Source organism: Arthrobacter sp. TJ-217 (assembly GCF_058269255.1).
In genome coordinates, this window is record NZ_JBZCNJ010000005.1 from 104,105 (window position 1) to 129,093 (window position 24,989).

Here is a 24,989-nt window from a genome sequence, read left to right on the forward strand (position 1 = left end):
ATACCCGTGCCTGAAGGAGACATCAGTGCCTGAAGGAGATACCGTCTGGCGGGCAGCCCGCGAGCTCCACGGCGCGCTCGCCGGCAAGGAGCTCACCCGCTGCGACATCCGCGTGCCGCGCTTCGCCACGGTGGATTTCACCGGCGACACCGTTCAGGAGGTCGTCTCCCGTGGCAAGCACCTGCTGATCCGCGGCGGGGGTGACGACGGCTGGGACATCCACACCCACCTGAAGATGGAAGGACTTTGGCACGTCTACGCCCACGGCCAGAAGTGGCGGCGGCCGGGCTTCAAGGCCCGGTGCGTCCTTGAAACCCGGGACAGCGTCGTCGTCGGATTCGAACTGGGCTTCCTGCGCGTCCTGCCGCGTTCCGGGGAGGAGGAGGCCGTGGGTTACCTCGGACCGGACCTCCTGGGCCCGGACTGGGACCCCGCCGAAGCCCTGCGGCGGCTGGCGAGCCAGCCCGAACGTCCGCTTGGGCTTGCGCTGCTCGACCAGCGGAACCTCGCGGGAATCGGGAACGTCTACCGCTGCGAGCTCTGCTTCCTCGTCGGCGTCCACCCCCTGACGCCGGTCGGGGAAGTGACGAACCTGCCGCGCATCGTTGACCTCGCGAAAAAACTTCTCGAGGCCAACAAGCACCGAAGCACCCGCGCCACCACCGGGAACCTCCGGGGGAACAACCTCTGGGTGTACGGCCGCTCGAACCGCGGCTGCCTGCGCTGCGGCACCCCCGTGGTCCTGGAACAGGTCGGCGACAGCGAGCTTGAACTTCGGGACCTCTACTATTGCCCGCACTGCCAGCCCCAGAGACGCCCGGGTCTGGTTTGATGGGCGAATGACCACCATCCGCACCGTCAGCGCCCCAGACCTCGCACCGGCTGAGGTTCTCAGCCTTTACGCGTCGGTGGGCTGGTCGGCCTACACCGACAACCCTGAAACCCTCACCGCTGCACTCGCGGGTTCCTCCCTGGTTGTCGAAGCGCGCGTCGGCCCGCGCCTGATTGGCCTGGCCCGCGTCATCTCCGACAACGCGACGATCTGCTACCTCCAGGACATCCTGGTGCACCCGGATTACCAACGGGAGGGCGTCGGGAGGGCCCTCGTAACCGAGGCCCTCGAGCGGTATGCGGACGTGCGCCAAAAGGTGCTGCTGACCGACGACGGGCCGGGCCAAAAGGCGTTTTACGAATCCCTCGGTTATACGGAGACAGCGCAGTTCCGCGGCGGTGCGGTGCGCGCGTTCGTGCGGTTCGACTGAGCGCCCCAAGCGATGCGCGGCCGGTGGCCGCGGCAGCCGAGGAGAAGGATCGCCGCGCGGCACCGTAACCTTGAACGGTGATGAAATCCCCGCTCCCCGTGCGCAACGGCGTCAATGCCACCCGGCTGCGCCTGCCGGAGGAGGGTCCGTGGGCAACAGCGCTCGAGTACATCCTCGACCGTTTCGACCACGTCGATCCCGAGGGCATCGCCGAGCGGTTCGACCGCGGCGAGGTGATGGCTCTGGGTGGCGAGGTGCTCACGCGGACGACCCCGCTGACCGACCACACGTTCGTCTGGTACTACCGGGAACTTCCTGTTGAGGAACGGATCCCCGTCGACATCGGCATCCTCCACCAGGACGAAAACCTGCTGGTCATTGACAAGCCCCATTTCCTGCCCACAACCCCCGGCGGGCGGTACGTGGCCGAGTCCGCCCTGGTGCGCCTGCGCGTGCAGCTTGATCTGCCGGATCTGATCCCCATGCACCGGCTGGACCGGATGACCGCCGGGATCCTGATGTTTTCGGTCAACCCGGAAACCAGGGGAAAGTATCAGCTGCTCTTCGAGAACCGGCAGATCCGCAAGGAGTATGAGGCGCTCGCGCCGGTCCGACCCGGACTCGGGCTGGACCGGGTGCCTGTGACTGTGCGCAGCAGGATCGTGAAATCGCGGACGTACCTGCTGGCCCAGGAGGTCGAGGGCGAGCCGAACGCGCAGACGACCATCAGCCTCACCGAGGAAAAAGCCGGGGTGGGGCGGTACCGGCTCCAGCCGCACACGGGCAAGACGCACCAGCTCCGCCTGCACATGGCCGGGCTCGGCCTCGGGATCATCAATGACCCGTTCTACCCGGTGCTCCAGCCCCAGGGACCCGACGATTACTCGAAGCCGCTGCAGCTGCTGGCGAAAAGCATCCAGTTCACCGACCCCCTTACCGGCGCCGAAAGCTCCTTCACCTCAGCACTGAAGCTCTCGGAGTTCGCCCAACGTTAACGAATCTTCCCACCCCCGTCCAAGGGCATCCCAACCTCGGACCGGTAGGTTGGAGGGGTGGATATCCCGGGCCCGGATGTGACGATGCCCGTCTACTTCCTGATCATGTTCGGTGTGATCTTTGTGGACGTGGCGGTACCCGTGGTGCCCTCCGAGCTGATGGTCATCGGTGCCGGGACAATGGCATCGCACCGTGCCGCGATCCTGCCTCCCGCGGTTTTCGTCGCGGTGGCGGCCAGCTGGCTGGGCGACCTCGCCCTGTTCCTGCTGTTGAGGAACAAGCTCACCCACTGGCTTGACCGGTTCCGCTGGGGGAAGAAGGTCCACCGCGGTCTTCGGAACGCGGTGGCGAAGGCCGGGAAGTCACCGACCTACGCAGGCCTCGTCGCCGTGCGGTTCCTCCCCGGCGGCCGGACGGCGAGCATCGCTGCGGCGGGTATCGCGGAGGTACCCCTGCGGCCCTTCGTGCTCGCGACCGCCGTCGGCGCGGTCCTCTGGGCGGGGTGGCTTCTCGGATTGGGCTACGCCACCGGAGCGAACACCGGCCTTCCCCCGTGGGGCAGTGCCCTGCTCGGAATGATGGTCGGTACTCTTGTGGGAATTCTGACTGCGGCGTTCCTCGCGGTCAAACGACGTCGAAAGGCCGGACCAGCCGATGAACCCGACGAACGAACGGGCTCCGAGACTTCCTAAGGCCCCTTCCACCCCGCCCACCATCAGCGCCGCCGCGTCCGCTGCGGGAGGCGACGGCGCCACTGACGCCGTTGACCCTCAGGAGGGCGAGGGAGCGCGCGGCTCGGCCGCCCAGCGCCCCGCAGGCCATCGTTGGGAGGCATCCTTCAATCCCGACATCGTGCGCCCCATCGTGGTGACCCTCACCGCCGCCGCCTGCATCGCCGGCTCAGCCGCAGGCGTCGGTGCCTTCGGCGGTCCCTCGATCCGCGACGCTGCCGGCGGATTGTTCCAGCCGGATGCGACACTGCTTGCTCCGTCCACCAGGGCGTTTTCGATCTGGAGCCTGATCTACGCGGGGCTTGTCGCGTATACCCTCTATCAGTGGCTGCCGAGCCAGCGCAGAAGCCAACGCCAACGGCGCCTCGGCTGGAGCGTTGCGGCGTCCATGGTGCTCAACCTCGCCTGGATCCTCAGCGCCCGCGAATCGCTGCCCGTGCTGAGCGTGGTCGTCATCGTGCTCCTGCTCGCGGTGCTGCTTTCCGCGCTCGCCACCCTCAACCGGTTCCCTGCGGAAAGCCGGTGGAGCGGTGCCTTCGTCGACGCACCGCTGGGGCTGTATCTCGGGTGGGTCCTGGTTGCGACGGCGGCCAATATCGCCGCGGTCACGACCGCGGAAGGCATCGACGTGTTCGGCCTCGGCGGGCAGACCTGGGCATTGATTGGGATCGCAGTGGTCACGCTCGGTGCCGCAGTCATCTGCATGACCGACAGGGGCAGGATTGCCGTGGCACTCGCCGTGTGCTGGGGCTTGGCCTGGATCCTCGTCGAGCGGCTGCTCGGGGAGCCGTCGTCAATGCCCGTGGCGTTCTCGGCCGGGCTCGCCGCCTTTCTGCTGCTGATCTCGGCCGGATCCCGCAGGCACCAGGTGGACCACAACCGCAGGCGGCGCCTGCGGGCCCTGCAGGATGCGCAGCGGGAGCCGCTCATCCTTGACGAGGGCGGAAACTAGCCCGCGGACCGGGTGTTCATCCGGTCCCCTCGCGCGTGGAAAGGCCCTCGGACAGCCACCGGATCGCGTCGGTGCGGGAGGTGAAGAAGTTCGTCGGACAGGGCGGTGTGTGAAGGCCAAGGAAAAAGTTGGCAATCAGCCGGTCAACGGGCGACTTGCCGAGCAGCGCGATGCGCGATGCGGCACACGGGATCGAGAAGGTGCTGCGTGCGTCCCTGCTGACCGACCCAATGGCTTCCATATCGACAAGCATCGGATGAGAGACTTCCCCGCAGAGGTTATTCACCTCACGCATTGCCGCCCGGGCGTCGTCACCGGAGATTGCGGTACCGGGAGTCCACCGGAGGTGGAGGATGCCGTCCGGCCGCAGGCCGATCGATCCCTTGCCGCCTTCGATGGGAGTGGGGCGGGCGCTGCTCACGGCCCGTCCCATCCGCTGCCCGCGCGCGCTTCGAGGACTGCATAGTATCCGGGGATGCCGATGCTTCCCTCGGCGGTCATGGGCACCGCTTCGATGGTCGCGGCTCCGTCTTTGATGAGCCGCCAGGAGTGTTCCGGAAAGGCGGCCTTGCGTTCGGGCGCGCCGAAATGGCCCGGCATGGGCAGGTTGCCGATCGCTCGCTGCAGCGGGGCGGGTATTTTCCGGGGAGTTGCTCCGAGGCTCTCCACGTACTGGAGGGGGTTGCCCTGGAAGTTGGTTTCGGTGAGGAAGACCCGGCCGGAGCCGCCGGTGATCGACCGCAGGTTCTCGGCCATCAAGGTGCGCTGCGGCCGGCTCAGCACGTGAAGCACCCCGCGCACGAACACGTTGCACGGGCCAAGGCGGGAGAACAGCTCGGCCCCCGCACCCGGTGCCGTCGCATCGACGACGTCGAAGGAGATATTCGAGATTCCGGCGGCCTCGAGTTCCGCCCTGCGCACAGCGCTTTCGGAGACGTCGACCCCCAGCGCATGCGGGAAGATCCCGGCAAGCCAGCGCGTGTAGGTTCCGTTGCCGCACCCCACGTCAATGACCGGCAACGACACGTCGAAGTGTTCGTGGATGACGTCGAAGTACTGCCGGTGCTCATCCTCCGAGGTTGAATCCCACAACACGTCTCCCCCGGAGCCGGTGCTGCGGATGCCGTTCCAGTACCCCTCCCAGGCCACGTGCGGGTTGCGTGGCGCCTTGGAGGCTACCCAGGCAAGCCGGGGGATCATCTGCACCCTGTTCCAGAAAGTCGGCATTGACCCACTGTACTGATCCCCCACGGCCCCTCCCCGCATCAGCCCTGAGCGTCGCCGTTTCCGTCAACGAGCACAACTTCGGATGAGCCGCCCAGGTGGGCCCGGGAGTCCACCCGCGCCCCGGTATCGACGATCACCCGGCGCAGCTGGGCGTCCTGTCCAACCACCACGTTCTCCAACAGCACCGAGTCGACAACCAGCGCGCCGGGCTCGATGACCGTCCCGGGGCCGATGATGCTGCGCACCACCTGGCCGCGCACCGTCGATCCCGGCGCAAGCATGGAGTCCTCCACCTGAGCGCCCGCTGCGACAAACGCCGGAAGGCGGCGGGGCACATCGGTCTGAATGGGCCACTTCGGGTCATCGAACGCGAGCCCGCTGCCCTCGAGGAGTTCCATGTGCGCCTTGTGGTAGTTCTCCGGCGTCCCGAGGTCGCGCCAGTAACCCTCAAGCCGGTGCTCAACGACCAGCGCGTTCTTTACGAGGTAGGGCACCAGTTGATGGCCGTAGTCCTCGAGCTTGCCTTCCTCCTCCTGCAGCCTTTCGAGCGTTTCAAGCAGGTCGGAGGCGTTGTAGAGGAAAATTTCGGCAGCCACCAGATCGGTCTTGGGACTTTCGGGCTTGTACTCGAAGCCTGTGACGACGCCGTCCGAAACTTCGGCGACGCCGTGCTGGGAGGCGTCGCCGTCGAACCGGGTGGTCACCATCGTCAGGACGGCGCCGGCGTCGAGATGGGTCTGCACCACGTCGCGGTAGTCGAGGCGGTAGAGGTGGTCGGCGCTCAGGACCAGCACCAGGTCCGGGGCGAACTCCCGGATGAATTCAGCCTGGCGCGCGATGCCGTCCGCATTGCCCTCGGCGAACCCTTCGCCGTCCTTGCCTTGGAAGGGCGGGAGCACCCTGAGACCGCCCTGCGTCCGGTCGAGGTCCCAGGGCCTTCCGCTTGAAAGGTGGTCGTTGATCGACTTGGGCTGGTACTGCTCGACGATCCAGACATCCGAGTAGCCGCTGTGCTGCAGGTTCGACAGGGGGATGTCGATCAGCCGGTACGTTCCGCCGACCGGCAGCGCAGGCTTCGCGCGGGTGTCGGTGAGGACACCCATCCTCCCTCCGGTTCCGCCCGCAAGAATGAGGGCCAACACTCTGGGCCGTTCCATGGATCAACCCTAAAAGCGCGAAGCCGGGCCCGACAAGCCAAACGTCACAATGGGCAGCCGCCCTCGATGGTCTTCTCTCATGGCAACGGAGGACACCGTGCTCGAGCTCCTCGGCATCGACGCGGCGAGCGAGCGCATCTATCACCTGGCACTGCCGCAGGGCGCAGCGGGCGTCGCGGAACTGATCCGGGCGGCCGACTGACGGAACCCGCGGCGGCACCTTCCCCATTGAGGTGCCGCCGCGGGTTCATCCACTTGGGTCAGGGAATTGCCTACTGCTATACGATCGCCGAAATCCCGGTGATCGCCCGCCCCACGATCAGGCTGTTGATTTCGTATGACCCCTCGTAGGTGTAGACGGCTTCGGCATCGGCGAACACCTTCGCCATTCCGTAGTCGGTGACGATTCCGTTCCCGCCGAGGATGTTGCGGCCGAGGGCAACGGTTTCCCTCATGCGGGCGGTAGTGAAGGACTTCGCGAGGGCCGCCTGCGGCATTTCAGCACCCTCCTGGCCTGCCCGGCGCCCCTGCCGCGAGGCGCTGTGCTCGTCCTGGAGCTGGGCGATCCTCACCATCATGGCCATGCTGGCTGTGACGTTTCCGAGCATCGTCACGAGCTGGTCCTGAACCAGCTGGAACCCCGCAATCGGCCGGCCAAACTGATGGCGCTCGAGCGCATACTTGCGGGCGATGTCGAAGGCGGCCAGCTGCTGCCCCACCGCCTGCCAGCCGACGAGGATCCGCGACCCGCGCAGCAGGTGGCGGGTGTCGGAAAAGTTCTCGATGCCCGCGAACCGGTCGGCCTCGGAGACCCGAACATTGTCCAGGCCGATGTCGGCGTTCTGCACCGTCCGCAGGGCGATCTTGTTCTCGATGACTGTGCGGGTGACACCGGGCAGCGAAGCATCGAGGATGAATCCGCGCACCATTGAGGTCTCGGCCTCGCGCGCCCACAGGAGCATGTAGTCGCAGAACGTTCCATTGCCGATCCAGCGCTTCGCCCCGTTCAGGATCCAGGAGTCACCGTCGCGCGTGGCGGTCGTCGTCATTCCGCCCGCCACATCCGAACCGTGCTGCGGCTCGGTCAGGGCGAAAGCGCCGGTGATGCGCAGATCCATTGCGTCCTGGAGGAGCCGCTGCTTCTGCTCGGCGGAGCCGAACTGGTGCAGTGCCTCGACAAAGAGGTCGTGGTGGACCATGAAGAAGGTGGCGAGGGAGGTATCGGCACGGGTCATCTCGGCGATGACCATGCCGCCAAACAGGTGGCTGTAGCCCTGCTGGACCGGGGTGCTGAGGCCGAGCGCCGCGAGGCTGGGCAGGATCTCGTGCGGGAACTCCGCCCGGTTCCACCATTCCACGGCACTGGGCGCCACCTCCTTGGCGAGGAAGTCGCGCACGTCCTGGAGCTTGGCGCGCTCGTTCGCGCTGAGCTGGGATTCAAAACCGAGGAAGTCCGCGGCGGGGAGCTGGCTCACCGTTGAGCCGTCCTTTCGTTGGAGGAGCGGGGTGGTGCGGTGCTGCTATTTCGCGGCCATCCGGATGGCCCCGTCGAGCCTTATCGTTTCGCCGTTGAGCATCTGGTTCGCGATGATCGATGAAACGAGGGCGGCGTATTCGGAGGGCTTGCCGAGGCGTGACGGGTGCGGGACCTGGCGGCCCAGCGAATCCTGGGCCTCCTGGGGCAGCCCCGCCATCATCGGGGTTTCGAAAATGCCTGGCGCAATCGTGACAACCCGGATGAGGTGCCGGGCAAGTTCGCGGGCCAGCGGGAGAGTCATTGCTGCAACACCGCCCTTCGAGGCCGCGTAGGCGGGCTGGCCGATCTGCCCGTCGAACGCCGCCACGGAGGCGGTATTGACGATCACTCCGCGCTCCGGGGATTCCCCGGGCCCTGAGACGGGCTCCGAGGCCGCCATCGCCTCGGCCGCGAGCCTGACGACGTTGAAAGTGCCGATCAGGTTGACGCTGATGACGCGCGTGAACTGCTCAAGGGGAAGCACCCCGTCGCGGCCCAGCACCTTTCCCGGGGTTGCGACTCCCGCGCAGTTGACGACGACGCGCAGCGGCGCCAGCTCAGCGGCGGCAGTGACGGCGGCGAGCACCTGGTCCGGATCGACGACGTCGGCCGCCACGAAGCGGGCGCGGGATCCGAGGCGAGACGCGGCGTCGTCCCCGGCCGAGCCGGGGAGGTCGACAAGCACGACGTTCGCGCCGCCGGCGAGGAGCCGTTCAGCCGTCGCCAGGCCCAGCCCCGAGGCTCCGCCGGTGACCAGCGCTGTCGAGTTCGCGAGATTCATGAAGGGCCCCCTGGAGAATATGCAACCTGCCAACATCAGCGTACTGTGGCGCACCCCACACCGCACTCGCCGTACCCTCGACTGTGCACTCTGCTCAGTCGAACGGCTCGCGCCGTTGGTTAGGGTGGAATTATGCTCACCCCGCAGGAGACCTCCGGTCCGGATCCCCTCGCCGCACGCGCCCAGACCGCGGCCGACAGCGTCGAGGCACTCTTCGCCCGGCGGTTCTGGCTGCCCGGCTCGCGCCTGGGCCGGGTCGCCGCACCGGGAATCGGGGGCAGGTCGCCGTGGCACTACTGGTGGCAGGCGCACTATCTCGATCACCTGATCGATGTGCACCTGCGCCTGGTGAAGCAGGGAAGCCCGGAGGCCGCGGCGGTCCTGTCCAGGGCGGGCGCGCTCGCCCGCGGCATCTGGGCCCGCAACGGACTGCGGTGGACCAACTCCTACTTCGACGACATGGCCTGGCTCGCCCTGGCCCTCCAGCGCCTCGACGCTGCCGCCGCGGCAGCGGGCATGCGGCGCAGCCACCGGCGCGGGCTCACAGCGCTCGGTTCGGCGCTCCGCTCGGCAGCCACCGATGACTTCGGAGGGGGCGTGTTCTGGAATGTCAAGCGCGATTTCAAAAACACCCCGGCCACCGCGCCGGCAGCGCTCTACTTCGTCAGGGCCGGCGATCCCGCCCGGGCCGAGCAACTGCTCCAGTGGCTGCGTTCCCGCCTGTGGGACAGCGGCTCGGGCCTTTACCTCGACGGGCTTCGGAACGGCCCTGCCGGTGAAAAGGTGGTGAGGACGCTCTACACCTACAACCAGGGCCCAACGCTCGGAGCGCTTGTGGAGGTGGGCGGCGCCGCCCATCTGGAACAGGCCGCGTCGCTCATCGAGGCGGTTGCCAACGGGCTCACCACGCCGGAAGGGGCGCTGCGCGCGCACGGGTCCGGGGACGGAGGACTGTTCACCGGGATCCTTGCCCGCTACCTTGCCGATGCCGCACTGGCGCCCGGCCTGGCCCCCGGGGCGGCGCGTACAGCCCACCGGCTCATCACGGCGACTGCGGATTCCCTGTGGGAAGGACGCGCTGAGGCCCGGTACCAGGGCAACGGGGCTTCCGCGCTCATCTTTCCGGCGCACCCCAGGGAATCCGCGGAACTGCCGGTCGACCTCTCGACCCAGCTGCAGGCCGGCATGGTGTTCGAGGCGGCGGCAAGGCTGCCCGGAAGCCCCTGAAGCGGCGGCCCGCGGCAATTACGTCACAGCAATGTGACCAAAAGGCTGTGAAATGTGACACGTTACTCGCAGAATGGGAATAGGTTAGGACATGCTTACCTATGTGCACGGCGGGGTTCACCGCCGGCACGCGCACCCGTCCTGCCGGCCCAGCTCTGAGGCTGTTGACCGGCGTTCTTTTTGAAAGGCTCAAATGAATCTCCGTTTCCGGCAGGCCCAGCCAGCCGCCCTCACCGCCGCACTCCTCCTTGCGCTTACCGCCTGCGGTTCAAGCGGCTCGGCCGAGCCCGCCGCCCAGGGCTCCAGTGCTCCCGCCAGCCAGGCCGCAGAGGTTGAAGGCGAGATCACCGTCTACAACGCCCAGCACGAGACGATGACCCAGGCCTGGGTCGACGAGTTCACCGAAAAGACCGGCGTGAAGGTGACCCTGCGCCAGGGCAAAGACTCAGAGATGAGCAACCAGATTCTGCAGGAGGGCGAGAAGTCGCCCGCCGATGTCTTCATCACCGAGAACTCCCCCGCGATGACGCAGGTTGAGAACGCCGGACTGTTCGCCGACATCTCCGACGAGGTCAAGCAGAACGTGCCCGACGAGTACCGCCCGTCGACGGACAAGTGGACCGGCGTCGCTGCCCGTTCAACCCTGTTCGTCTACAACCCCGACAAGGTTTCGGAAGCCGAACTTCCCAAGTCGATCATGGACCTCTCCGATCCCGAGTGGGCCGGACGCTGGGGTGCCGCGGCCGGTGGCGCCGACTTCCAGGCCATCGTTTCGGCGATGCTTGAGCTCGAGGGCGAAGAGGCAACGGCGGACTGGCTCGCCGCAATGAAGGACGGCGCCAAGATCTACCCGAAGAACGGCGCCGCAATGAAGGCAGTCAATGCCGGTGAAGTCGATGCGGCAGTGATCTACCACTACTACTACACCGCCGACCAGGCCGACACCGGCGAAAACTCGAGCGACCTCGAGCCCTACTACTTCAAGGGCTCCGACCCGGGCGCCTTCGTCTCGGTGTCGGGTGCGGGAGTGCTTGAGTCCTCCGACAACAAGGCAGCAGCCGACGCCTTCCTCGAATTCATCACGAGCAAGGAAGGCCAGGAGACCCTCAGCACGGGCGAGGACTTCGAATACCCGGTCAGCGCCGATGTGACACCGCGCGAGGGCCTGGTTCCGCTCGAAGAGCTCGAAGCCCCGGTCGTCGATCCCGCCAAGCTGAACGGCGAGAAGGTTGCGGAACTGATGACCGCAGCCGGGCTTCTCTAAACAGCAGGAAGGCACGACCGGCCCTTCATGGCCAATAATTCCGGAATGCACCGAACGGCGGGCAGGAGCAGACGCTCCCGTCCGCCGTTCGGCGTGGCGGCGGCAGCCGTCTTCATCACCCTGGGCACGCTGATCCCCCTCGGATTCGTGCTCACCATCACCGTCGCAACCGGGTGGGACACCGCCGTCGGGCTGATCGTGCGCCCGCGGGTCGCCGAACTGCTGTTCAACACCATTGCCCTGGTCCTGCTCACCGTCCCGCTGTGCATCGTGCTGGGCGTCGCTGCGGCGTGGCTCGTTGAACGCACCGACCTGCCCGCCGCCCGCCCGCTCGCGCTCCTGCTTGCCGCGCCGCTTGCCGTGCCGGCTTTCGTGAACAGCTATGCCTGGGCGAGCACCATCCCCTCGCTGTCGGGCATCAGCGGTGGAGTCCTGATCTCGGTGCTCAGCTACTACCCGCTCGTCTACATTCCCGTAGCCGCGGTCCTGCGGCGGCTGGATCCCGGCCTGGAGCAGTCGGCCGCCTCACTGGGCATCGGCCCGAGGCGGGTGTTCCTGCGGGTGGTCCTCCCCCAGCTCCGCCTCGCCGTCGGAGGGGGTTCCCTGCTTGTGGGGCTCCACCTGCTCGCCGAATACGGCGCCTACTCGATGATCCGCTTCGACACTTTCACGACGGCGATCCTCCAGCAGTTCGAGTCGACCTTCAACAGCGCGGCCGCGAACATGCTCGCGAGCGTGCTTGTGGTTCTCTGCCTCCTGCTGCTGCTCGCCGAGACCCGTGCCCGGGGATCGGCCCGGTACGCGCGGATCGGCCCCGGGGTCGCTTCAGCGCCGGGGATCCGGACACTGGGCAGGTGGCGGAGCGGTTCGCTGGTGTTCGTGCTGGCGCTGACGCTGCTTGCCCTGGGCGTGCCCCTGTGGAACGTCACACGGTGGCTTGTCGCCGGCGGCAGCGAGGTATGGCAGGCGGCAGACCTCCTCACCGCCCTGCTGCAGACCCTCGCCTACGGGCTCACGGGGGCGGTCGTCACAGTTGCGGCGGCGTTCCCCATCGCCTGGCTCGCGGTGCGTCACCCGGGCAGGTTTACGCGTTTCCTTGAGAGCAGCAACTACATCGCCAGCGCCATGCCCGGCATCGTCGTCGCGCTCGCCTTCGTGACGGTGACAATCAACATCGCCTTCCCGTTCTACCAGACCACGCCCGTCGTCATTGCCGCCTACGTCCTGCTGTTCCTGCCCCGCGCCCTTGTCAGCCTTCGCGCGGGCCTGGCGCAGGCGCCGCGCGAGCTGGAGGAGGCGGCCCAGGCGCTGGGCACCGCGCCGCTGATGTCGTTCATCAAGGTCACGCTCCGGCTGGTCGCCCCCGCCGCGGCGGGAGGAGCGGCCCTTGTCTTCCTCGCCGCCTCAACCGAGCTGACCGCCACACTGGTTCTGGCGCCGTCGGGCGTCACAACCCTCGCCACCCGCTTCTGGGCGCTGAGTTCGGAAATCGACTATGCAGGAGCCGCGCCCTATGCCCTCCTGCTGATCCTGCTTTCCCTCCCCACGACGTATCTGCTGTACCGGCAGTCCCAGAAGGCGGCAGGCCAATGAGCGCAGAAGGACAAGCATGACCACGAACCCGCTGATCCCCGCAGTGAACCACCTTGAGCTGCTGAACGTTCGAAAGTCCTTCGGCGCCACCGAAGTGCTGCGCGGCCTCACCCTGTCGGTGCAGAAAGGCATCACGACGGCGATCGTTGGGCCCTCCGGCTCGGGGAAGACCACCCTCCTGCGCATCATCGCCGGGTTCGAGGCGCCCGACGCCGGCACCGTAAGTTTCGAGGGCTCGTTCGTCGCGGGCTCCGGGCGCCCGGTGCCCGCGCACAAGCGCAATATCGGCTACGTGGCCCAGGACGGCGCCTTGTTCCCGCACCTGTCCGTCGGTGAAAACGTTGCGTTCGGGCTTGAGCGGAAGGCACTGGGCCGTGCCGCGGCACGCAGCCGTGTGGGCGAACTCCTCGGGATGGTTTCCCTCGATGCCGGGTACGCGGACCGCCGCCCCGACGAGCTTTCCGGCGGGCAGCAGCAGCGGGTCGCCCTCGCGCGGGCGCTCGCCCGCGGGCCGTCGCTGATGCTGCTCGACGAACCGTTCTCGGCCCTCGACGCGGGGCTGCGGGTTGCGACGCGCAAGACCGTGGCGAAGACGCTTGCGGCAACCGGCGTCACAACGATCCTGGTCACCCACGACCAGTCCGAAGCGCTTTCCTTTGCCGACCAGGTGGCCGTGATGCGCAGCGGCGTCCTGGCCCAGGTCGGCAATCCGTTCGTCGTCTACACCCGCCCGGCGGACCGCGCGACGGCGGAGTTCCTCGGCGACGCAGTGCTCCTCGAGGCGCACCTCCAGGGTTCCCTGGCGATGTGCGCTCTCGGCGGGATCCCTGTGCGCCGGCCGACCTGCCAGGGCCGGGTGCAGCTGATGCTGCGGCCGGAGCAGATCCGCATCGCCGAAGACGGCAACATCCGCGGAACTGTCCTGGAGACGGATTTCTTCGGCCCGGAGGTCACCGTGCGGATTCGGCTCGAAGGAACGATCGACAGCCACGGGGCGGTTGTCGAAGGGCAGACAGTCACGATCCGCCACTGGAACGCGATGATGGCACGGGTCGGGACGGAGCTCCGGCTGCGGGTGGTGGGCGAGGGCGTCGCCTTCCCCCTCGACACGTAGCCGCGTCCAAATCGGGTCCTAGCCGCGGGGCCGGTCCTTTTGGGGATAGGGCGTCTCCCCGCGTTCAAGCATGGCAACGAAACGCTCGACGGCGCGGCTGCGCCCCGCCGGAGTCTTGAGCTGGGCCAGGCGAAAAATCAGGGCGTAGCGGTTCTGGGAGGACAACCCCTCGAAGGCCGCCTGCGCGAGCGGGTTCGCGGCAACGGCGGCGGCAAGGTCTTCGGGGACCTCCGCCGTTGCCGGTCCCGCATACGCGCGCTCCCACCGGCCGTCGGCCTGTGCCGCACGCACTGCGGCAAGCCCCGCCTCGTGCATCCGGCCCGCGGCGGTAAGGCGCTCGATGTAGGTGCGGTTCCGCACTGACCAGATGCTCCGCGGGGTGCGCGGGGTGAAGCGTTGAAGGTAGCTTTCGGCGTCCTTCGACTTCCGCTGCCCGTCGATCCAGCCGAAGCACAGCACCTCGTCGAGCGCCTGGGCGTAGGTCAGGGTGGTCACCGATCCGCCCTTGCGGTGCAGCACCAGCCACACGCCGGGCGAGGCGCTGTGGTTCGCCTCAAGCCAGGCGCGCCAGTGCGCCGCATCGGGAAGGATCAACTCCGGCAACTCGGGGACCATTGCCCCACTGTAGGCGTGCGTGGGGGCGCCCGCCAGAGGCGGAATGACGGGCCCGCAACACCGCTCCGGCCGGCCGGCCGCGGCGGGCAGGGGATTCAGCCGTTGGCCGAAGCACGCCTTCCGGCTGTCGCTGCACACCGTCTCTGCTATAAAACTTGTCTATGAATGTGCGCACTCCTGACCCCAATCCGGGCTGGCTCTCCGAGGACGATCTGTACGAGGCCCGCCGCCGTCTGCCAATGGTCTACGTGGAGGCGATCCCCGTCCGGTGCGACGCGCTCGGGTACGTCAACGAGGTTGGGCTCCTGCTCCAGGCCAACGAGCAGGGCGAGATGGTGCGCACCTTCGTATCCGGGCGGGTGATGTACCGCGAGACAATCCGCGCGGCACTGCTGCGCCACCTTGAGAAGGACCTCGGGCCCCTTGCACTGCCCCAGCTGCCGCCATCGGTCCTTCCGTTCACGATCGCCGAGTACTTCCCCTCCCCTTCGGAGACAGGGCTGACCGACGACCGCCAGCATGCCGTCGCCATGGCCTACCTGGTGCCGGTGACCGGCCGCTGCGACCCGCGCCAGGATGCGCTTGAGCTGTCCTGGCTGACTCCCGCGGAGGCGCTGAGCCCCTCGATCCAGGCCGAGCTCTCCGGTGGTCGCGCCGACCTCCTCCGCCAGGCCCTCGCCCATGCAGGGTGGGGCCGCTAGGCAAGTGAAGCACCGCCGTTACCGTATCTTTATGTAGGCGCAGGTTGAGAGGAATGACTTGTGCCTACGCGGGGGCAGCGGAGGCGAGGTACGTAAAAAGTGGAAGACGAAGGCAGGAAAATGGAGCTCCGGCCCGTGGCCGCCAATGCCGTCATTGCAGGTCAGAACATCGCACTGCCCGACGGCGCGTCGTCAGCCGTCGTTGAAGGCACCGAGATCGAGGCCGACGACTTCGGGGTTCCCGCCGTCGTCGTCGCCCGGCTCGCAGGGGGCGGAACGCTCAGGATGGCAAGCGGGTCGGTTGTCTACATCGAAGCGGATGGAGCCGCCCCCGCCTCCCCCGCCGTCGCGGCCGACGACGGCTCGCCGGAGGAGCTTGTGGCCGAGGTCGCCGCGCTTCACCCGGGTGATGAACGTGTTGCCGAGCTCGCCGAACGGCTCTCCCGCGGCATCAACTTCAAGGCCGGGAGCAACCTTCAGGACCTCCACGACCTCGCGCTTATCCTCTTCGTTGACCGCGGCGACCAGGAGAGCGCGCTTCGCACAGCCGACCTCCTCACCGTGCTGGAGTTCGATGGGAACTTCGGGCGGTGGAAGTGGGTTGAGAGCGCCCTTGCCATTGCGGCTTTCATCACGCGCGACGACGAAACCCGCTCCAGCCGGTACTCCGCCGCCCTGCGCGTTGCCGACGATGCCGAAACCGATCCGTTGCGGGTCAAGCTCGCGGCCAAGGTCCGGCAGCGGCGGCTGAACAACCCGGAACTCTACGATCCGGAGATCGTGCGCGCGGCCGCTGCGGGGAACCGCACCGCCGAGAAGGACTGGCGCGTGCTGCGCCTGGGCGTCCTGCTCTACCTGCGCGCACACGGGGGCTCCGAAACCCTCAGCCGCGAGGTCCTCGAGCGCCGGATCCTCAACGAGCTGAGCGCCGTCGCAGCACTCGCCGGCCGCTGAGCCCCACCCGGAGGCCCGGCGCGGCTGCTGCCGGGCCGTGGCTCCGGATGAGGCAGTGGCGGGAAGGACCTGCTGTTACTGGCAAAATGGACAGGTGCATCCACAGTCCCAGCAGTCGTCATTCTCGTTCACCGTCGGTACCCGGCTCGAGGAAACGGCTCCTCCGGGGCGCGGTGATCGGCCCCGGCACGGCCGCACCGGGGTCATCTCCACACCACACGGCGACATCCAGACGCCGGCGTTCATTCCCGTGGGAACCAAGGCGACGGTCAAGGCGGTGCTGCCGGAGTCGATGAAGGAGGCCGGCGCGCAGGCGCTGCTGGCCAATGCCTACCACCTCTACCTTCAGCCCGGTGCGGACATCCTCGATGAAGCCGGCGGACTTGGCCGGTTCATGAACTGGCCCGGGCCCACCTTCACCGACTCGGGGGGCTTCCAGGTGATGAGCCTTGGTTCCGGGTTCAAGAAGGTCATCAACATGGATGTACCGGTGGATTCCGAGGCCGCAGGCGCTGATGACCGGGTGGCCGCCGGAAAGGAGCGCCTCGCCGCAATCGACGACGACGGAGTCTGGTTCAAGTCCCACCTCAACGGCGACCGGCACCGGTTCACCCCCGAAATTTCGATGCAGGTGCAGCACCAGCTTGGAGCGGACGTCATGTTTGCCTTCGATGAGCTCACCACGCTGATGAATTCCCGCGGCTACCAGGAGGAATCCCTCGAACGGACGAGGCTGTGGGCTGAGCGCTGCGTCGCCGAGCACGAACGCCTCACCGTTGAACGCAGCCACCGCCCCTACCAGGCGCTGTTCGGAGTGATCCAGGGAGCGCAGTACGAAGACCTGCGCCGAAAGGCCTCACGTGACCTCGGCGGCATGAATTTCGACGGCTTCGGCATCGGCGGGGCGCTCGAGAAGGAAAACCTCGGCACGATCCTCGGCTGGTGCAGCGATGAGCTTCCCGAAGACAAGCCCCGCCACCTGCTTGGCATTTCGGAGCCCGATGACCTGTTCACGGCGATCGAGAACGGGGCTGACACCTTCGACTGCGTCTCCCCCACGCGCGTTGCCCGCAATTCGGCGTTCTACACCCCGGACGGCCGGTGGAACCTTTCAAACTCCCGCTTCAAGCGCGACTTCACCCCCCTCGTCGAGGGCTGCGACTGCTACACCTGCCTGAACTACACGCGCGCCTACATCCACCACCTGTTCAAGGCGAAGGAGATGGTTTCGGCAACCCTCATCTCAATCCACAACGAGCGCTTCGTCATCCGCATGGTCGACGACGCCCGGGCTGCTATTGCTGACGGAACGTTCTACGACCTGAAGGACGAGGTTCTCGGGCGCTACTACGCGTAATTCCCACAGCTGCACGGCCCGGCGCGGCAACTGTAGCCTTGATGAAAGACTTCGCGAGCGGGGGGCGTCAGTGTCGGTGCCGGACGAGGCGGGCCCCAATCACGGCCAGGTTGATCCTTCCACCCGCCCCGGGGGCAGACCGAACCCAAGGGTCACCTTCGGGCCTGGTGCCGTCCTCATAGGCTTTTGCGTCGCAATGGCAGTGCTGGCCGCCGGAATGGCCCTCAGCTGGGCGCTGGGCGGATCGAGGTTCATCAGCATTTTCGCCCTGTCCCTGATGTACGGTCTTCCCGTTGCCGCGGTAACGGGCCTGCCGGTCGCCATTCTGCTCGGCCTGGCGCTCCGTCGGGTCGCCAGCCAGTCGGCCCATGTCCTGGCATTCTTTCTCGTGTTCACAGTGCTTGTTTTTCTTGCCCTCACCCTGATCTATCCGCCGGTGACCGCCCAAACCCTTCCCTTCGCGATCTTTGTCGGGGCGGCAGCCGCCGTGGGAAGGACAAGCATCTGGAAGCTCGCGCGGGTCGGCTGAGGGTTCAAACCGGGTGTGTGGCGTCTCCGGTCAGGGGGCGTCAGGCGTTGCCCCGGGCGACGCCTCCTGCACCGCCTCCTGGGTCTGCGCCCCGAGGCAGGCGAGGCCCGCGGGCTTCTTGTCCACGGCATCTGCCGCGGCGACGGCCTTGAAAGCCTTCCCGAGCACGACGTCGACGGTCCTGTCGGCCCGATCATCGGAAACATAGAGGGACCCGGGAATTGTGCGCTGCACGGTGAAGGCGTTGGCCGCGCCGTCGGCGCCCGAGACGATGATCGCTGCTGCCTCGTTGCCGCTCACGCTGCGGTTCCCGATTTCCGCGACGACGAATGCGCGCTTGCGCAGCTGTTCCGCGGCCCCGCCTGCCAGCCCCTCGATGTCGGTGCTGTTGTAGACGTTCACTGTCACCGCGCTGGGGTCCTGGAACTCGAAGGGCCCCTGCGGGCAGGTCTCGGTTGGTTCAGGGCTCGACTCGAGTGCCGCGATCCGGATCTCCCCGCGGTTGATGCCCACCGCAACGATCACGGCGGAGGTGAGGAGCCCAACGAGCAGCAGCAGCACGACGCCGTGGATGATCCGCTTGGTATACAAGCGGGGGGCCGGGTCTTCCTCGTCGTCGCCTGAGAAGACCGCCCCGAGGTCCGTTTCAGTGACGATCCGCTGCCCGTGCCACTCAATGGGGTCCCGCTTCGCGAGCGCCCGGGCACGGCGGCTCGAGGGCTCATCAGCCATCGATCACCAAGACTCGGGCGTGGAGGATGGTGCGCTGGTGCAGGGCGGTCCGCACCGCACGGTGGAGCCCGTCCTCAAGGTAGAGGGTCTCCTGCCACTGGACGACATGCGGAAAAAGATCTCCGAAGAAGGTTGAGTCTTCAGCGAGGAGTGCTTCGAGGTCGAGGGTTGTCTTGGTGGTGACGAGTTCGTCGAGTCGGACCTGCCGCGGAGGCACTTCTGCCCAGTCTCTCGGGGTCACATGTCCATGGTCCGGATACGGGCGGCCATCACTTACAGCTTTAAAGATCACTGATACAGCCTAGGTAAAACAATCGCTCAAGGGAATATAAGCCCCGGCGAGCCCGTATCCGTGGCCAAAGAGTTACCCCCGGCCACGGATACGTACCCTAGAAATTGACGCCACTCTCGAGGATCACGTTGGCGTACGGTGTCGCCTCCCCAGTGCGGATCACCAGCCGGGCCGATGGAAGCAGGGCCTTGAGTTCCTCATGGGTGACGGCCCGGGGTGTGAGCCCCTCGCTGTTCACCCACGCCTCCACCTCGCTGTCCCGGGCTTCGGCGGCCATGATGCTGCCCTCGACGACGATCTCCGCCAGAACCTCCCTCAGCACGTCCGTGAACCGGGGAATCCCCCGGACCAGGGTGAGGTCGACGGTCCGTACCGTCTCGGGGATGGGCAGGCCGATGTCGGCGATGACCACGAGGTGCCCGTGGCCCAGACCCGCAATGGCGGAACTGAGTGAAGGGTTGAGGATGCCGCCGCGTTTCACTTGAGGTTCCCTTCGCCTTCGATGTTCCCTTCGCCGCCGGGGAGCACGTCACCGAGGGCCGGGTATGAGGGCTGGGCGCCCTCGGACCGGACAGCGTACGCGCCAACCCGCACGGCGAATTCGACGCCGGAGCTCAGGCTGTCGCCGGCAGCGAGCCTGGCAGCGAGCGCCCCAACAAAGGCGTCGCCGGCCCCGGTCGTGTCGACCGCCGAGACCTTCGGGGCCGGAAAGGCCTCCACGGCGCCGTCGGAGGCGACAAGGGCCCCCTCGGCACCGAGGGTGAGCACAACCGAGGCAAAGCCTGCCGCGGAAAGTCCTTCGATGATGCCGCGGTGGTCAGCGGCGGAAGGGAGGTCCCGGACACCAAGCCGTTCAAGCACCAGGACTCCCTCATGCTCATTGACCACCAGCGGATCGGCCGCCAGCAGCGCGGAGCGTTCGAGGTCGATCACCGGCGCGAGGTTGATCACCACGCGGCCCGTCGATTGCCGAACAGCTTCGGCGATCGAGCCGGCGGGAATTTCACCCTGGAGGACCACAACCGCAGCCTCGGAGATCAGGGCCTGATTGGAGCGCACGACGTCGCCTGTCACCTCGGCGTTTGCGCCGGGGATCACGACAATCGAGTTTTCGCCGCCCCCGGAAACCTGGACGACCGCCACGCCCGTGCCGGCTTCCGCCGTGTGGAGGGCGAGCTTGACCCCCGCGGAACGCAGCCCGGAAAGGGCTGCGTCCGCGTAGGCGTCCTTGCCGACGGCACCGACCAGAGTGACCGGCGCCCCCAGGCGGGCGGCCGCTACGGCCTGGTTGGCGCCCTTGCCACCGGGCAGGACGGTCATTGACCGTCCCAACACTGTTTCACCCGGTTGCGGATGGCGTTCCAGCGTCACGACGAGGTCCGCGTTGATCGACCCAACGACGACAATGCCCGGTGGTTTGGTGCTCATTCGGTGAATTCTCCTACGTTTTCCTCGTTGACGGTGGTCACGGGGACGGGAACCATTGATTCGACGGATTCGTCCTTGAGCAGCTGCGCGAGGACCTCGACCGAGCGCTTTCCGAGCTCGGAGGGCTGCTGGGCGATTGTGGCGGTCAGGGTGCCCGCCTCGATCGCAGCGAGCCCTTCCTCAGTGCCGTCGAAGCCGACGACGCTGACCTCGCTGCCGGCCCGCTCGCCGAGCGCCTGGATGGCTCCGAGCGCCATCTCATCGTTCTCGGCGAAGATCCCCGTGACACCCGGATTGGACTGCAGCAGGTTGGTTGCCACGTTGAGTGCCTCAGCGCGGTCGAAGTTGGCGGTCTGCCGGGCGACGACTTCGATGTCGGGGTAGGCCTCGAGCCCTTCGGTGAACCCTGCCCCGCGGTCGCGGCTGGCGGAGGTGCCGGCAACGCCCTGCAGCACGATCACCTTTCCCTTTTCGCCCATCGCCCGGGCTAGTTCGTCGGCGGCCTGCCTGCCACCGGCCACATTGTCGCTTGAAACAAGCGACTGGACCTCTGCGCCGTTGACGGTGCGGTCCACAGCAACGACAGGCGTGTCGTTCGAGACAAGCGGGGCCACCGACGCCGCAGCGGCGTCCGAGTCGACCGGATTGATGATGACGCCGTCAGTGCCGCTCGTGGACGCGGTGGCGAGCTGGTTGGTCTGGGTCGCTGAATCGTTCTGCGCGTCAACGACATCGAGGGTGATTCCGGCGTCGTCGGCCGCGGCCTGGGCACCGTCTCGCAGTTCGACGAAGAACGGGTTGTTCAGCGTCGAGATGGCCAGGGTTACGCTGTCGCCGCCGGCCGCCGTGTCGTCGCCGCCGCGGTTGCATGCGGCAACGCCGATCAGGAGTGCGGCCGACGCGGTCAGCGCCACTGTCTTGGTTGGGGAGAACTTCATTGTTTTTTCCTTTTTCTAAATGGGACTACTGAGAGGAAAGTTCTAGTGCCGCGCGGTCTTGCGGCGCAGTGAGTCAACACCGACGGCGAGCGCGATGACGACGCCGATCACCACCTGCTGCCAGAAGGATGAGACGTTGAGCAGGTTGAGTCCGTTGCGGATGACCACGAGCACGAGCGCACCGATCAGGGTGCCGCTGATCCGTCCGACACCGCCGGCGAGGGAGGCGCCTCCAATGACGACTGCGGCAATCGCGTCGAGTTCATAGCCCACTGCCGCCTGGGGCTGGGCCGAGTCGAGGCGGCCCGACAGCAGCAGGCCGGCGAGCCCCGCGAAGAGGCCGGAGAGCGCGAAGACGGTGACGAGGACCCGCCGAACCGGGATGCCGGAAAGCCGTGCCGCCTCAGTGTTGCCGCCCACCGCGTACATGTAGCGGCCCATGACGGTGAAGTTGAGGATCAGGGCGGCGACGGTTCCCGCGAGAACGAGCACCACGATGGGCATCGGCACCGGTCCGAGCATGCTGCCGAGGAAGGAAACCTCGGGAGCCGTGGGGATTGGCCGGCCGCCGGAGAGGACGAGGGTGAGGCCGCGTGCCACGCTGAGCATCGCCAGGGTGGCAATGAATGAGGGAAGCCTTCCGAAGCTCACTGCAAGCCCGCTCACCGCGCCGCTGAGGGTGCCGAAGAGCAGACCTCCTCCGAGTGCGAGCCAGCCGGGCAGGTCGGCCTGCGAAAAGAGCCAGGCCGAGCCCATCGCCGATAGTGCCGCAACCGATCCGACGGACAGGTCGATTCCGGCCGCCACGATCACGAAGGTGAGCCCGAAGGCGAGCACCGCGATCACCGAGGCCTGGATGCCGACGTTGAGGAGGTTTGGACCGGTGAGGAAGTCCGGGGTGGCAATAAAGAGCGCGAGGCTGAGGACCACCAGGCCCACGAGTGCTCCGTTGCCGGCGAGGAACGTCATGAACGTCTCCCGTCCGCGCCCCTGGGGGACAGCTACAGCTACCTTGTTCATGATTCGTCCTTCATCTGCTTGTCTTCGTTTTCACGCTGTACATCGCGGACGGCCAGTGACATCACTGAGTCCTGCGTTGCGGTTTCGGCTGGCAGTTGGCCCGAGACGTGGCCGCCGCTCATGACGACGATCCTGTCGGCCATGCCGAGCACTTCGGGAAGTTCACTTGAGACCATCACGACGGCACCGCCGGCCGCGGTGATGGCATTGATCAGTTCGTAGATTTCGACCTTCGCCCCGACGTCGACGCCGCGGGTCGGTTCATCGAGCAGCAGCACGGTCGAGCCGGCGACGATCCACCGGGCGAACACGGTCTTCTGCTGGTTGCCTCCGGAGAGGGACCCGACCGCCTGATCGAGGCTCGCCATGCGGATCCTCAACTTGTCCGCCACCTCCTGGGCCCGTTTCCGCTGCCCGGCGAAGTCGACGATTCCCGCCCGCGCCGTGGCCGCGAGCGTCGCATAGCCGATGTTCTCGTTGACGGCAGCACCGAGCACGAGGCCCTGGACCTTCCGGTCCTCGGGTACATGGCCAATGCCCGCGCGGATAGCCGCGCCGACATTGAGCGGCGGGAGGGTCTTGCCCCGGACCGAGATCGTTCCCGAGGTGTACGGGTCGATTCCGGCAATGGCCCGAATCACCTCGGTGCGGCCCGCTCCGACGAGCCCTGCGAGCGCGACGACTTCACCGGCCTGAACCGAGAAGGAGACATCGTTGACCATGCCCTTCGTGGAAAGGCCGCTGACCTCGAGGAGGGTTTCGGCAGGACCGTCGTACTCCCTGCGGCGCGGGAACTGCTGGTCGATGTCGCGCCCCACCATGAGGCGCACCAGCTCATCCTCGTCCGTTGTCGCCGGAACCTCGGCGATGAACTTGCCGTCGCGCAGGACTGACACTGAGTCGCCGATCGCGGCGATTTCGTCAAGGTGGTGGCTGATGAAGACCATTCCGACGCCGCGTGCCCGCAGGTCCTCCACAACCGAGAACAGCGAAGCGATCTCCCGCTTGGTCAAGGCCGCAGTGGGCTCGTCAAGGATGAGCATGCGGGCGTTGAGGCTAAGCGCCTTGGCAATCTCCACGAGCTGCTGGTGTGCGATACCCAGTTCCCCCACGTGCCGGTCGACGTCGAGGTCGAGCCCGATCAAGGCAAGCGCGGCCCGGGCGTCGTCCTTCATCTTGCGCTTGTCGACCAGGCCGAAGCGGCGGGGCATGCGTCCCAGCGAAATGTTCTCGGCGATGCTCATCGACCCCACCAGGTTGAGCTCCTGGTGGATGGTGGCGATTCCGTGGTTTTCAGAGGCCTTGGTGTCGGGAAGCTGGACCTCGGCGCCGTCGATGAGGATCCTGCCGCGGTCCGGCTGGTGCACTCCTGCCATCATCTTGATCAGCGTGGACTTGCCTGCGCCGTTTTCGCCGAGGAGGACCTGCACCTTGCCGGGCAGGACGTTGACACTGACGCCGTCGATCACCGTGACGGGGCCGAAGGCCTTGGACACGTTGTCCAGCGTGAGGATGGGACTGCCGTTCATGATTTCCGTACTTTCTCAAGTTCAGGGGTGGAGCCGCGGACGATCAGGCGGCCGGGAACGATGCGGGAGCCTGGGGTTTCGCCCCCAATGACGCCTGTCAGCATTTCGACAGCCAGCCGTCCCATCGCATCGACGTCGTGGGCGATGACGGTGAGCGCGGGATTGATGAGCGTGAACGCCTCGATATCGTCGTGGGCGACGAAAGCGAGGTCGGTGCCGATGACGGTGCCGCGTTCGTTGCACACCCCGATCGCCCCGATGCTCATCAGGCTGTCCGCGGCGAGCAGGGCCGTCGGCGGATCCGCGAGGTCGAGCAGGGTACGTGCCCCTTCGGCTCCACTGGCGGCCTGGAAGTCACCGAGGAAGATGAGTTCGGCGTCGTCGTCCGCCCCCGTGGCGGCCAGCGCTTCCTTGTAGGAGCGCAGGCGCTCGCGGCCGGTGGAGGTTGACTGCGGGCCGGCGATGTAGCCGATGCGGCGGTGTCCCCGGGCGGTGAGGTGCTTCACGGCTTCGTTGATGCCCGTCGAATTGTCGGGACTGACGCATGGGACGTCGAAGTCGTCGAGCACCCGGTCAACGAAGACAACGGGAACCCCACTGCGCAGCAGTTGGTCGAGGTTGCCGCCATCGCCCTGTGGCGCCGCGATGACGCCGTCGACCCGTTGGGACAGCATGACGTCGATGTACTGGTCCTGCTGCTCGACGCTCTCGTTGGCATTGCCGAACAGCGTCATGTACCCGAAGTCGCGCGCCCTCTGCTCCACGGCGTGGGCCAGGTCGGCGAAGAAGGGATTACGGACGTCCGGCAGGAGAAGGCCGATTGTCTGGGTGCGGGTCTTGCGGAGTGACCGCGCCTGCGCATTCGGACGGAAGCCGAGCCGTCCGGCCGCGGCCTCGACGGCCTCGCGTGCCTCGGGCGAAGTGGCCGGGTGGCCTGAGAGGACGCGCGACGCCGTGGCTTTTGAAACACCTGCGGCTTCCGCGACATCCTTGATTGTAACCTGCCTCACGGCTTCCTCTCCATTGTGGAATCGGTTCCATGGAATCGATTCCAAGAGTATGCACCTTAAGCTT

Annotated in this window: 28 protein-coding genes; 14 read left to right on the forward strand and 14 right to left on the reverse strand. The window is 66.9% G+C overall.

Translation table 11 applies throughout. The annotated features are described in order from the left end of the window. Positions 1-25: 25 nt before the first annotated feature. From AC4D2R_RS10525 to AC4D2R_RS10545, 5 genes are all read left to right on the forward strand, one after another. Positions 26-832 carry a DNA-formamidopyrimidine glycosylase family protein gene (locus AC4D2R_RS10525; protein ID WP_490939938.1) on the forward strand — a complete coding sequence of 269 codons (807 nt, stop codon included), beginning with the start codon at positions 26-28 and terminating at the stop codon, positions 830-832. A 7-nt stretch (positions 833-839) separates the two neighbouring features. Then, positions 840-1,262, forward strand: coding sequence for a GNAT family N-acetyltransferase (locus AC4D2R_RS10530; RefSeq protein ID WP_490939939.1), 423 nt, complete (start codon positions 840-842; stop codon positions 1,260-1,262). 80 nt (positions 1,263-1,342) lie between these two features. After that, positions 1,343-2,257 carry an RluA family pseudouridine synthase gene (locus tag AC4D2R_RS10535; protein WP_490940145.1) on the forward strand — a complete coding sequence of 305 codons (915 nt, stop codon included), beginning with the start codon at positions 1,343-1,345 and terminating at the stop codon, positions 2,255-2,257. A gap of 57 nt (positions 2,258-2,314) precedes the next feature. Beyond that, a complete protein-coding gene (locus AC4D2R_RS10540) occupies positions 2,315-2,950 on the forward strand; it encodes a DedA family protein (RefSeq protein WP_490939940.1) in 636 nt (211 codons plus the stop codon). Next, positions 2,913-3,941, forward strand: coding sequence for a TspO-related membrane protein (locus AC4D2R_RS10545; RefSeq protein ID WP_490939941.1), 1,029 nt, complete (start codon positions 2,913-2,915; stop codon positions 3,939-3,941). Before AC4D2R_RS10540 ends, AC4D2R_RS10545 begins: the two co-directional genes overlap by 38 nt. A 16-nt stretch (positions 3,942-3,957) precedes the next feature. Here AC4D2R_RS10545 and AC4D2R_RS10550 read toward each other — a convergent pair whose 3' ends face one another. Genes AC4D2R_RS10550 through AC4D2R_RS10560 form a run of 3 tightly spaced genes read right to left on the reverse strand, consistent with a single transcriptional unit; the run spans position 3,958 to position 6,325 of the window. Further along, entirely contained in the window at positions 3,958-4,362 is a 405-nt protein-coding gene (locus AC4D2R_RS10550; RefSeq protein ID WP_490939942.1) for a DUF7793 family protein, read from the reverse strand. Then, on the reverse strand, positions 4,359-5,168 hold the full coding sequence (locus AC4D2R_RS10555) for a class I SAM-dependent methyltransferase (RefSeq protein ID WP_490939943.1): 810 nt from the start codon (positions 5,166-5,168) through the stop codon (positions 4,359-4,361). The genes AC4D2R_RS10550 and AC4D2R_RS10555 overlap by 4 nt, the downstream gene beginning before the upstream one ends. Before the next feature lie 38 nt (positions 5,169-5,206). Further along, positions 5,207-6,325: a glucose-1-phosphate adenylyltransferase family protein gene (locus tag AC4D2R_RS10560; RefSeq protein ID WP_490939944.1), complete on the reverse strand. Its 1,119-nt coding sequence runs from the start codon at positions 6,323-6,325 to the stop codon at positions 5,207-5,209. A gap of 79 nt (positions 6,326-6,404) precedes the next feature. Here AC4D2R_RS10560 and AC4D2R_RS10565 point away from each other — a divergent pair, with 79 nt between their 5' ends. After that, positions 6,405-6,527, forward strand: a complete 123-nt coding sequence (locus tag AC4D2R_RS10565) for a hypothetical protein (RefSeq protein ID WP_490939945.1) — start codon at positions 6,405-6,407, stop codon at positions 6,525-6,527. A 76-nt stretch (positions 6,528-6,603) separates the two neighbouring features. On the opposite strand, the gene AC4D2R_RS10570 is transcribed toward AC4D2R_RS10565, so the two are convergent. Continuing rightward, entirely contained in the window at positions 6,604-7,800 is a 1,197-nt protein-coding gene (locus AC4D2R_RS10570; protein WP_490939946.1) for an acyl-CoA dehydrogenase family protein, read from the reverse strand. A 45-nt stretch (positions 7,801-7,845) separates the two neighbouring features. Then, on the reverse strand, positions 7,846-8,622 hold the full coding sequence (locus AC4D2R_RS10575) for an SDR family NAD(P)-dependent oxidoreductase (RefSeq protein ID WP_490939947.1): 777 nt from the start codon (positions 8,620-8,622) through the stop codon (positions 7,846-7,848). 132 nt (positions 8,623-8,754) lie between these two features. Between AC4D2R_RS10575 and AC4D2R_RS10580 the strand changes: the two genes are divergently transcribed. The 4 genes from AC4D2R_RS10580 (at position 8,755) to AC4D2R_RS10595 (ending at position 13,820) form a co-directional block, all read left to right on the forward strand. Next, positions 8,755-9,849 (forward strand): glycoside hydrolase family 76 protein, encoded by a 1,095-nt coding sequence (locus AC4D2R_RS10580; protein WP_490939948.1) that lies wholly within the window; start codon positions 8,755-8,757, stop codon positions 9,847-9,849. Between the two features lie 193 nt (positions 9,850-10,042). Continuing rightward, positions 10,043-11,113 carry an iron ABC transporter substrate-binding protein gene (locus tag AC4D2R_RS10585; protein WP_490939949.1) on the forward strand — a complete coding sequence of 357 codons (1,071 nt, stop codon included), beginning with the start codon at positions 10,043-10,045 and terminating at the stop codon, positions 11,111-11,113. Between the two features lie 45 nt (positions 11,114-11,158). Then, positions 11,159-12,706, forward strand: a complete 1,548-nt coding sequence (locus AC4D2R_RS10590) for an ABC transporter permease (protein ID WP_490939950.1) — start codon at positions 11,159-11,161, stop codon at positions 12,704-12,706. A gap of 16 nt (positions 12,707-12,722) precedes the next feature. After that, positions 12,723-13,820 (forward strand): ABC transporter ATP-binding protein, encoded by a 1,098-nt coding sequence (locus AC4D2R_RS10595; protein ID WP_490939951.1) that lies wholly within the window; start codon positions 12,723-12,725, stop codon positions 13,818-13,820. 18 nt (positions 13,821-13,838) lie between these two features. On the opposite strand, the gene AC4D2R_RS10600 is transcribed toward AC4D2R_RS10595, so the two are convergent. Beyond that, positions 13,839-14,435 (reverse strand): YdeI/OmpD-associated family protein, encoded by a 597-nt coding sequence (locus tag AC4D2R_RS10600; RefSeq protein WP_490939952.1) that lies wholly within the window; start codon positions 14,433-14,435, stop codon positions 13,839-13,841. 161 nt (positions 14,436-14,596) lie between these two features. Between AC4D2R_RS10600 and AC4D2R_RS10605 the strand changes: the two genes are divergently transcribed. The 4 genes from AC4D2R_RS10605 to AC4D2R_RS10620 all read left to right on the forward strand — a co-directional run bounded on the left by AC4D2R_RS10605 (position 14,597) and on the right by AC4D2R_RS10620 (position 17,976). Beyond that, on the forward strand, positions 14,597-15,136 hold the full coding sequence (locus AC4D2R_RS10605; protein ID WP_490902555.1) for an NUDIX hydrolase family protein: 540 nt from the start codon (positions 14,597-14,599) through the stop codon (positions 15,134-15,136). A 120-nt stretch (positions 15,137-15,256) separates the two neighbouring features. Then, a complete protein-coding gene (locus AC4D2R_RS10610; protein ID WP_490939953.1) occupies positions 15,257-16,090 on the forward strand; it encodes a DUF6707 family protein in 834 nt (277 codons plus the stop codon). A 94-nt stretch (positions 16,091-16,184) separates the two neighbouring features. Continuing rightward, positions 16,185-17,447, forward strand: coding sequence for a tRNA guanosine(34) transglycosylase Tgt (tgt, locus tag AC4D2R_RS10615; RefSeq protein WP_490939954.1), 1,263 nt, complete (start codon positions 16,185-16,187; stop codon positions 17,445-17,447). Between the two features lie 196 nt (positions 17,448-17,643). Beyond that, entirely contained in the window at positions 17,644-17,976 is a 333-nt protein-coding gene (locus tag AC4D2R_RS10620; protein ID WP_490939955.1) for a hypothetical protein, read from the forward strand. A gap of 30 nt (positions 17,977-18,006) precedes the next feature. Here AC4D2R_RS10620 and AC4D2R_RS10625 read toward each other — a convergent pair whose 3' ends face one another. The 8 genes from AC4D2R_RS10625 to AC4D2R_RS10660 form a co-directional block, all read right to left on the reverse strand. Next, complete coding sequence (locus AC4D2R_RS10625) at positions 18,007-18,708, reverse strand: LytR C-terminal domain-containing protein (RefSeq protein WP_490939956.1); 702 nt, start codon at positions 18,706-18,708, stop codon at positions 18,007-18,009. Next, a complete protein-coding gene (locus AC4D2R_RS10630; RefSeq protein ID WP_490902569.1) occupies positions 18,701-19,000 on the reverse strand; it encodes a type II toxin-antitoxin system VapB family antitoxin in 300 nt (99 codons plus the stop codon). The genes AC4D2R_RS10625 and AC4D2R_RS10630 overlap by 8 nt, the downstream gene beginning before the upstream one ends. Positions 19,001-19,097: 97 nt before the next feature. Beyond that, positions 19,098-19,481 carry a D-ribose pyranase gene (gene rbsD / locus AC4D2R_RS10635; RefSeq protein WP_490939957.1) on the reverse strand — a complete coding sequence of 128 codons (384 nt, stop codon included), beginning with the start codon at positions 19,479-19,481 and terminating at the stop codon, positions 19,098-19,100. After that, positions 19,478-20,428, reverse strand: coding sequence for a ribokinase (locus tag AC4D2R_RS10640; RefSeq protein WP_490939958.1), 951 nt, complete (start codon positions 20,426-20,428; stop codon positions 19,478-19,480). Before AC4D2R_RS10640 ends, rbsD begins: the two co-directional genes overlap by 4 nt. Next, positions 20,425-21,366, reverse strand: a complete 942-nt coding sequence (locus tag AC4D2R_RS10645; protein ID WP_490902576.1) for a substrate-binding domain-containing protein — start codon at positions 21,364-21,366, stop codon at positions 20,425-20,427. Before AC4D2R_RS10645 ends, AC4D2R_RS10640 begins: the two co-directional genes overlap by 4 nt. Before the next feature lie 42 nt (positions 21,367-21,408). Next, a complete protein-coding gene (locus tag AC4D2R_RS10650) occupies positions 21,409-22,386 on the reverse strand; it encodes an ABC transporter permease (RefSeq protein ID WP_490939959.1) in 978 nt (325 codons plus the stop codon). Then, a complete protein-coding gene (locus tag AC4D2R_RS10655) occupies positions 22,383-23,915 on the reverse strand; it encodes a sugar ABC transporter ATP-binding protein (RefSeq protein WP_490939960.1) in 1,533 nt (510 codons plus the stop codon). Before AC4D2R_RS10655 ends, AC4D2R_RS10650 begins: the two co-directional genes overlap by 4 nt. After that, positions 23,912-24,925, reverse strand: a complete 1,014-nt coding sequence (locus AC4D2R_RS10660; protein ID WP_490939961.1) for a LacI family DNA-binding transcriptional regulator — start codon at positions 24,923-24,925, stop codon at positions 23,912-23,914. The genes AC4D2R_RS10655 and AC4D2R_RS10660 overlap by 4 nt, the downstream gene beginning before the upstream one ends. Positions 24,926-24,989 lie beyond the last annotated feature (64 nt).

Coding starts and splice junctions, on each gene's coding strand:
- AC4D2R_RS10555 (WP_490939943.1), bottom strand. CDS start 5,168: ATGCCGACTTTCTGGAACAGGGTGCAGATGATCCCCCGGCTTGCCTGG.
- AC4D2R_RS10595 (WP_490939951.1), top strand. CDS start 12,723: ATGACCACGAACCCGCTGATCCCCGCAGTGAACCACCTTGAGCTGCTG.
- AC4D2R_RS10580 (WP_490939948.1), top strand. CDS start 8,755: ATGCTCACCCCGCAGGAGACCTCCGGTCCGGATCCCCTCGCCGCACGC.
- AC4D2R_RS10530 (WP_490939939.1), top strand. CDS start 840: ATGACCACCATCCGCACCGTCAGCGCCCCAGACCTCGCACCGGCTGAG.
- AC4D2R_RS10585 (WP_490939949.1), top strand. CDS start 10,043: ATGAATCTCCGTTTCCGGCAGGCCCAGCCAGCCGCCCTCACCGCCGCA.
- AC4D2R_RS10600 (WP_490939952.1), bottom strand. CDS start 14,435: ATGGTCCCCGAGTTGCCGGAGTTGATCCTTCCCGATGCGGCGCACTGG.
- AC4D2R_RS10640 (WP_490939958.1), bottom strand. CDS start 20,428: ATGAGCACCAAACCACCGGGCATTGTCGTCGTTGGGTCGATCAACGCG.
- AC4D2R_RS10645 (WP_490902576.1), bottom strand. CDS start 21,366: ATGAAGTTCTCCCCAACCAAGACAGTGGCGCTGACCGCGTCGGCCGCA.
- AC4D2R_RS10560 (WP_490939944.1), bottom strand. CDS start 6,325: ATGGAACGGCCCAGAGTGTTGGCCCTCATTCTTGCGGGCGGAACCGGA.
- AC4D2R_RS10610 (WP_490939953.1), top strand. CDS start 15,257: ATGGAGCTCCGGCCCGTGGCCGCCAATGCCGTCATTGCAGGTCAGAAC.
- AC4D2R_RS10605 (WP_490902555.1), top strand. CDS start 14,597: ATGAATGTGCGCACTCCTGACCCCAATCCGGGCTGGCTCTCCGAGGAC.
- AC4D2R_RS10650 (WP_490939959.1), bottom strand. CDS start 22,386: ATGAACAAGGTAGCTGTAGCTGTCCCCCAGGGGCGCGGACGGGAGACG.
- AC4D2R_RS10620 (WP_490939955.1), top strand. CDS start 17,644: ATGGCAGTGCTGGCCGCCGGAATGGCCCTCAGCTGGGCGCTGGGCGGA.
- AC4D2R_RS10535 (WP_490940145.1), top strand. CDS start 1,343: ATGAAATCCCCGCTCCCCGTGCGCAACGGCGTCAATGCCACCCGGCTG.
- AC4D2R_RS10545 (WP_490939941.1), top strand. CDS start 2,913: ATGAACCCGACGAACGAACGGGCTCCGAGACTTCCTAAGGCCCCTTCC.
- AC4D2R_RS10590 (WP_490939950.1), top strand. CDS start 11,159: ATGCACCGAACGGCGGGCAGGAGCAGACGCTCCCGTCCGCCGTTCGGC.
- AC4D2R_RS10565 (WP_490939945.1), top strand. CDS start 6,405: ATGGCAACGGAGGACACCGTGCTCGAGCTCCTCGGCATCGACGCGGCG.
- AC4D2R_RS10625 (WP_490939956.1), bottom strand. CDS start 18,708: ATGGCTGATGAGCCCTCGAGCCGCCGTGCCCGGGCGCTCGCGAAGCGG.
- AC4D2R_RS10655 (WP_490939960.1), bottom strand. CDS start 23,915: ATGAACGGCAGTCCCATCCTCACGCTGGACAACGTGTCCAAGGCCTTC.
- AC4D2R_RS10575 (WP_490939947.1), bottom strand. CDS start 8,622: ATGAATCTCGCGAACTCGACAGCGCTGGTCACCGGCGGAGCCTCGGGG.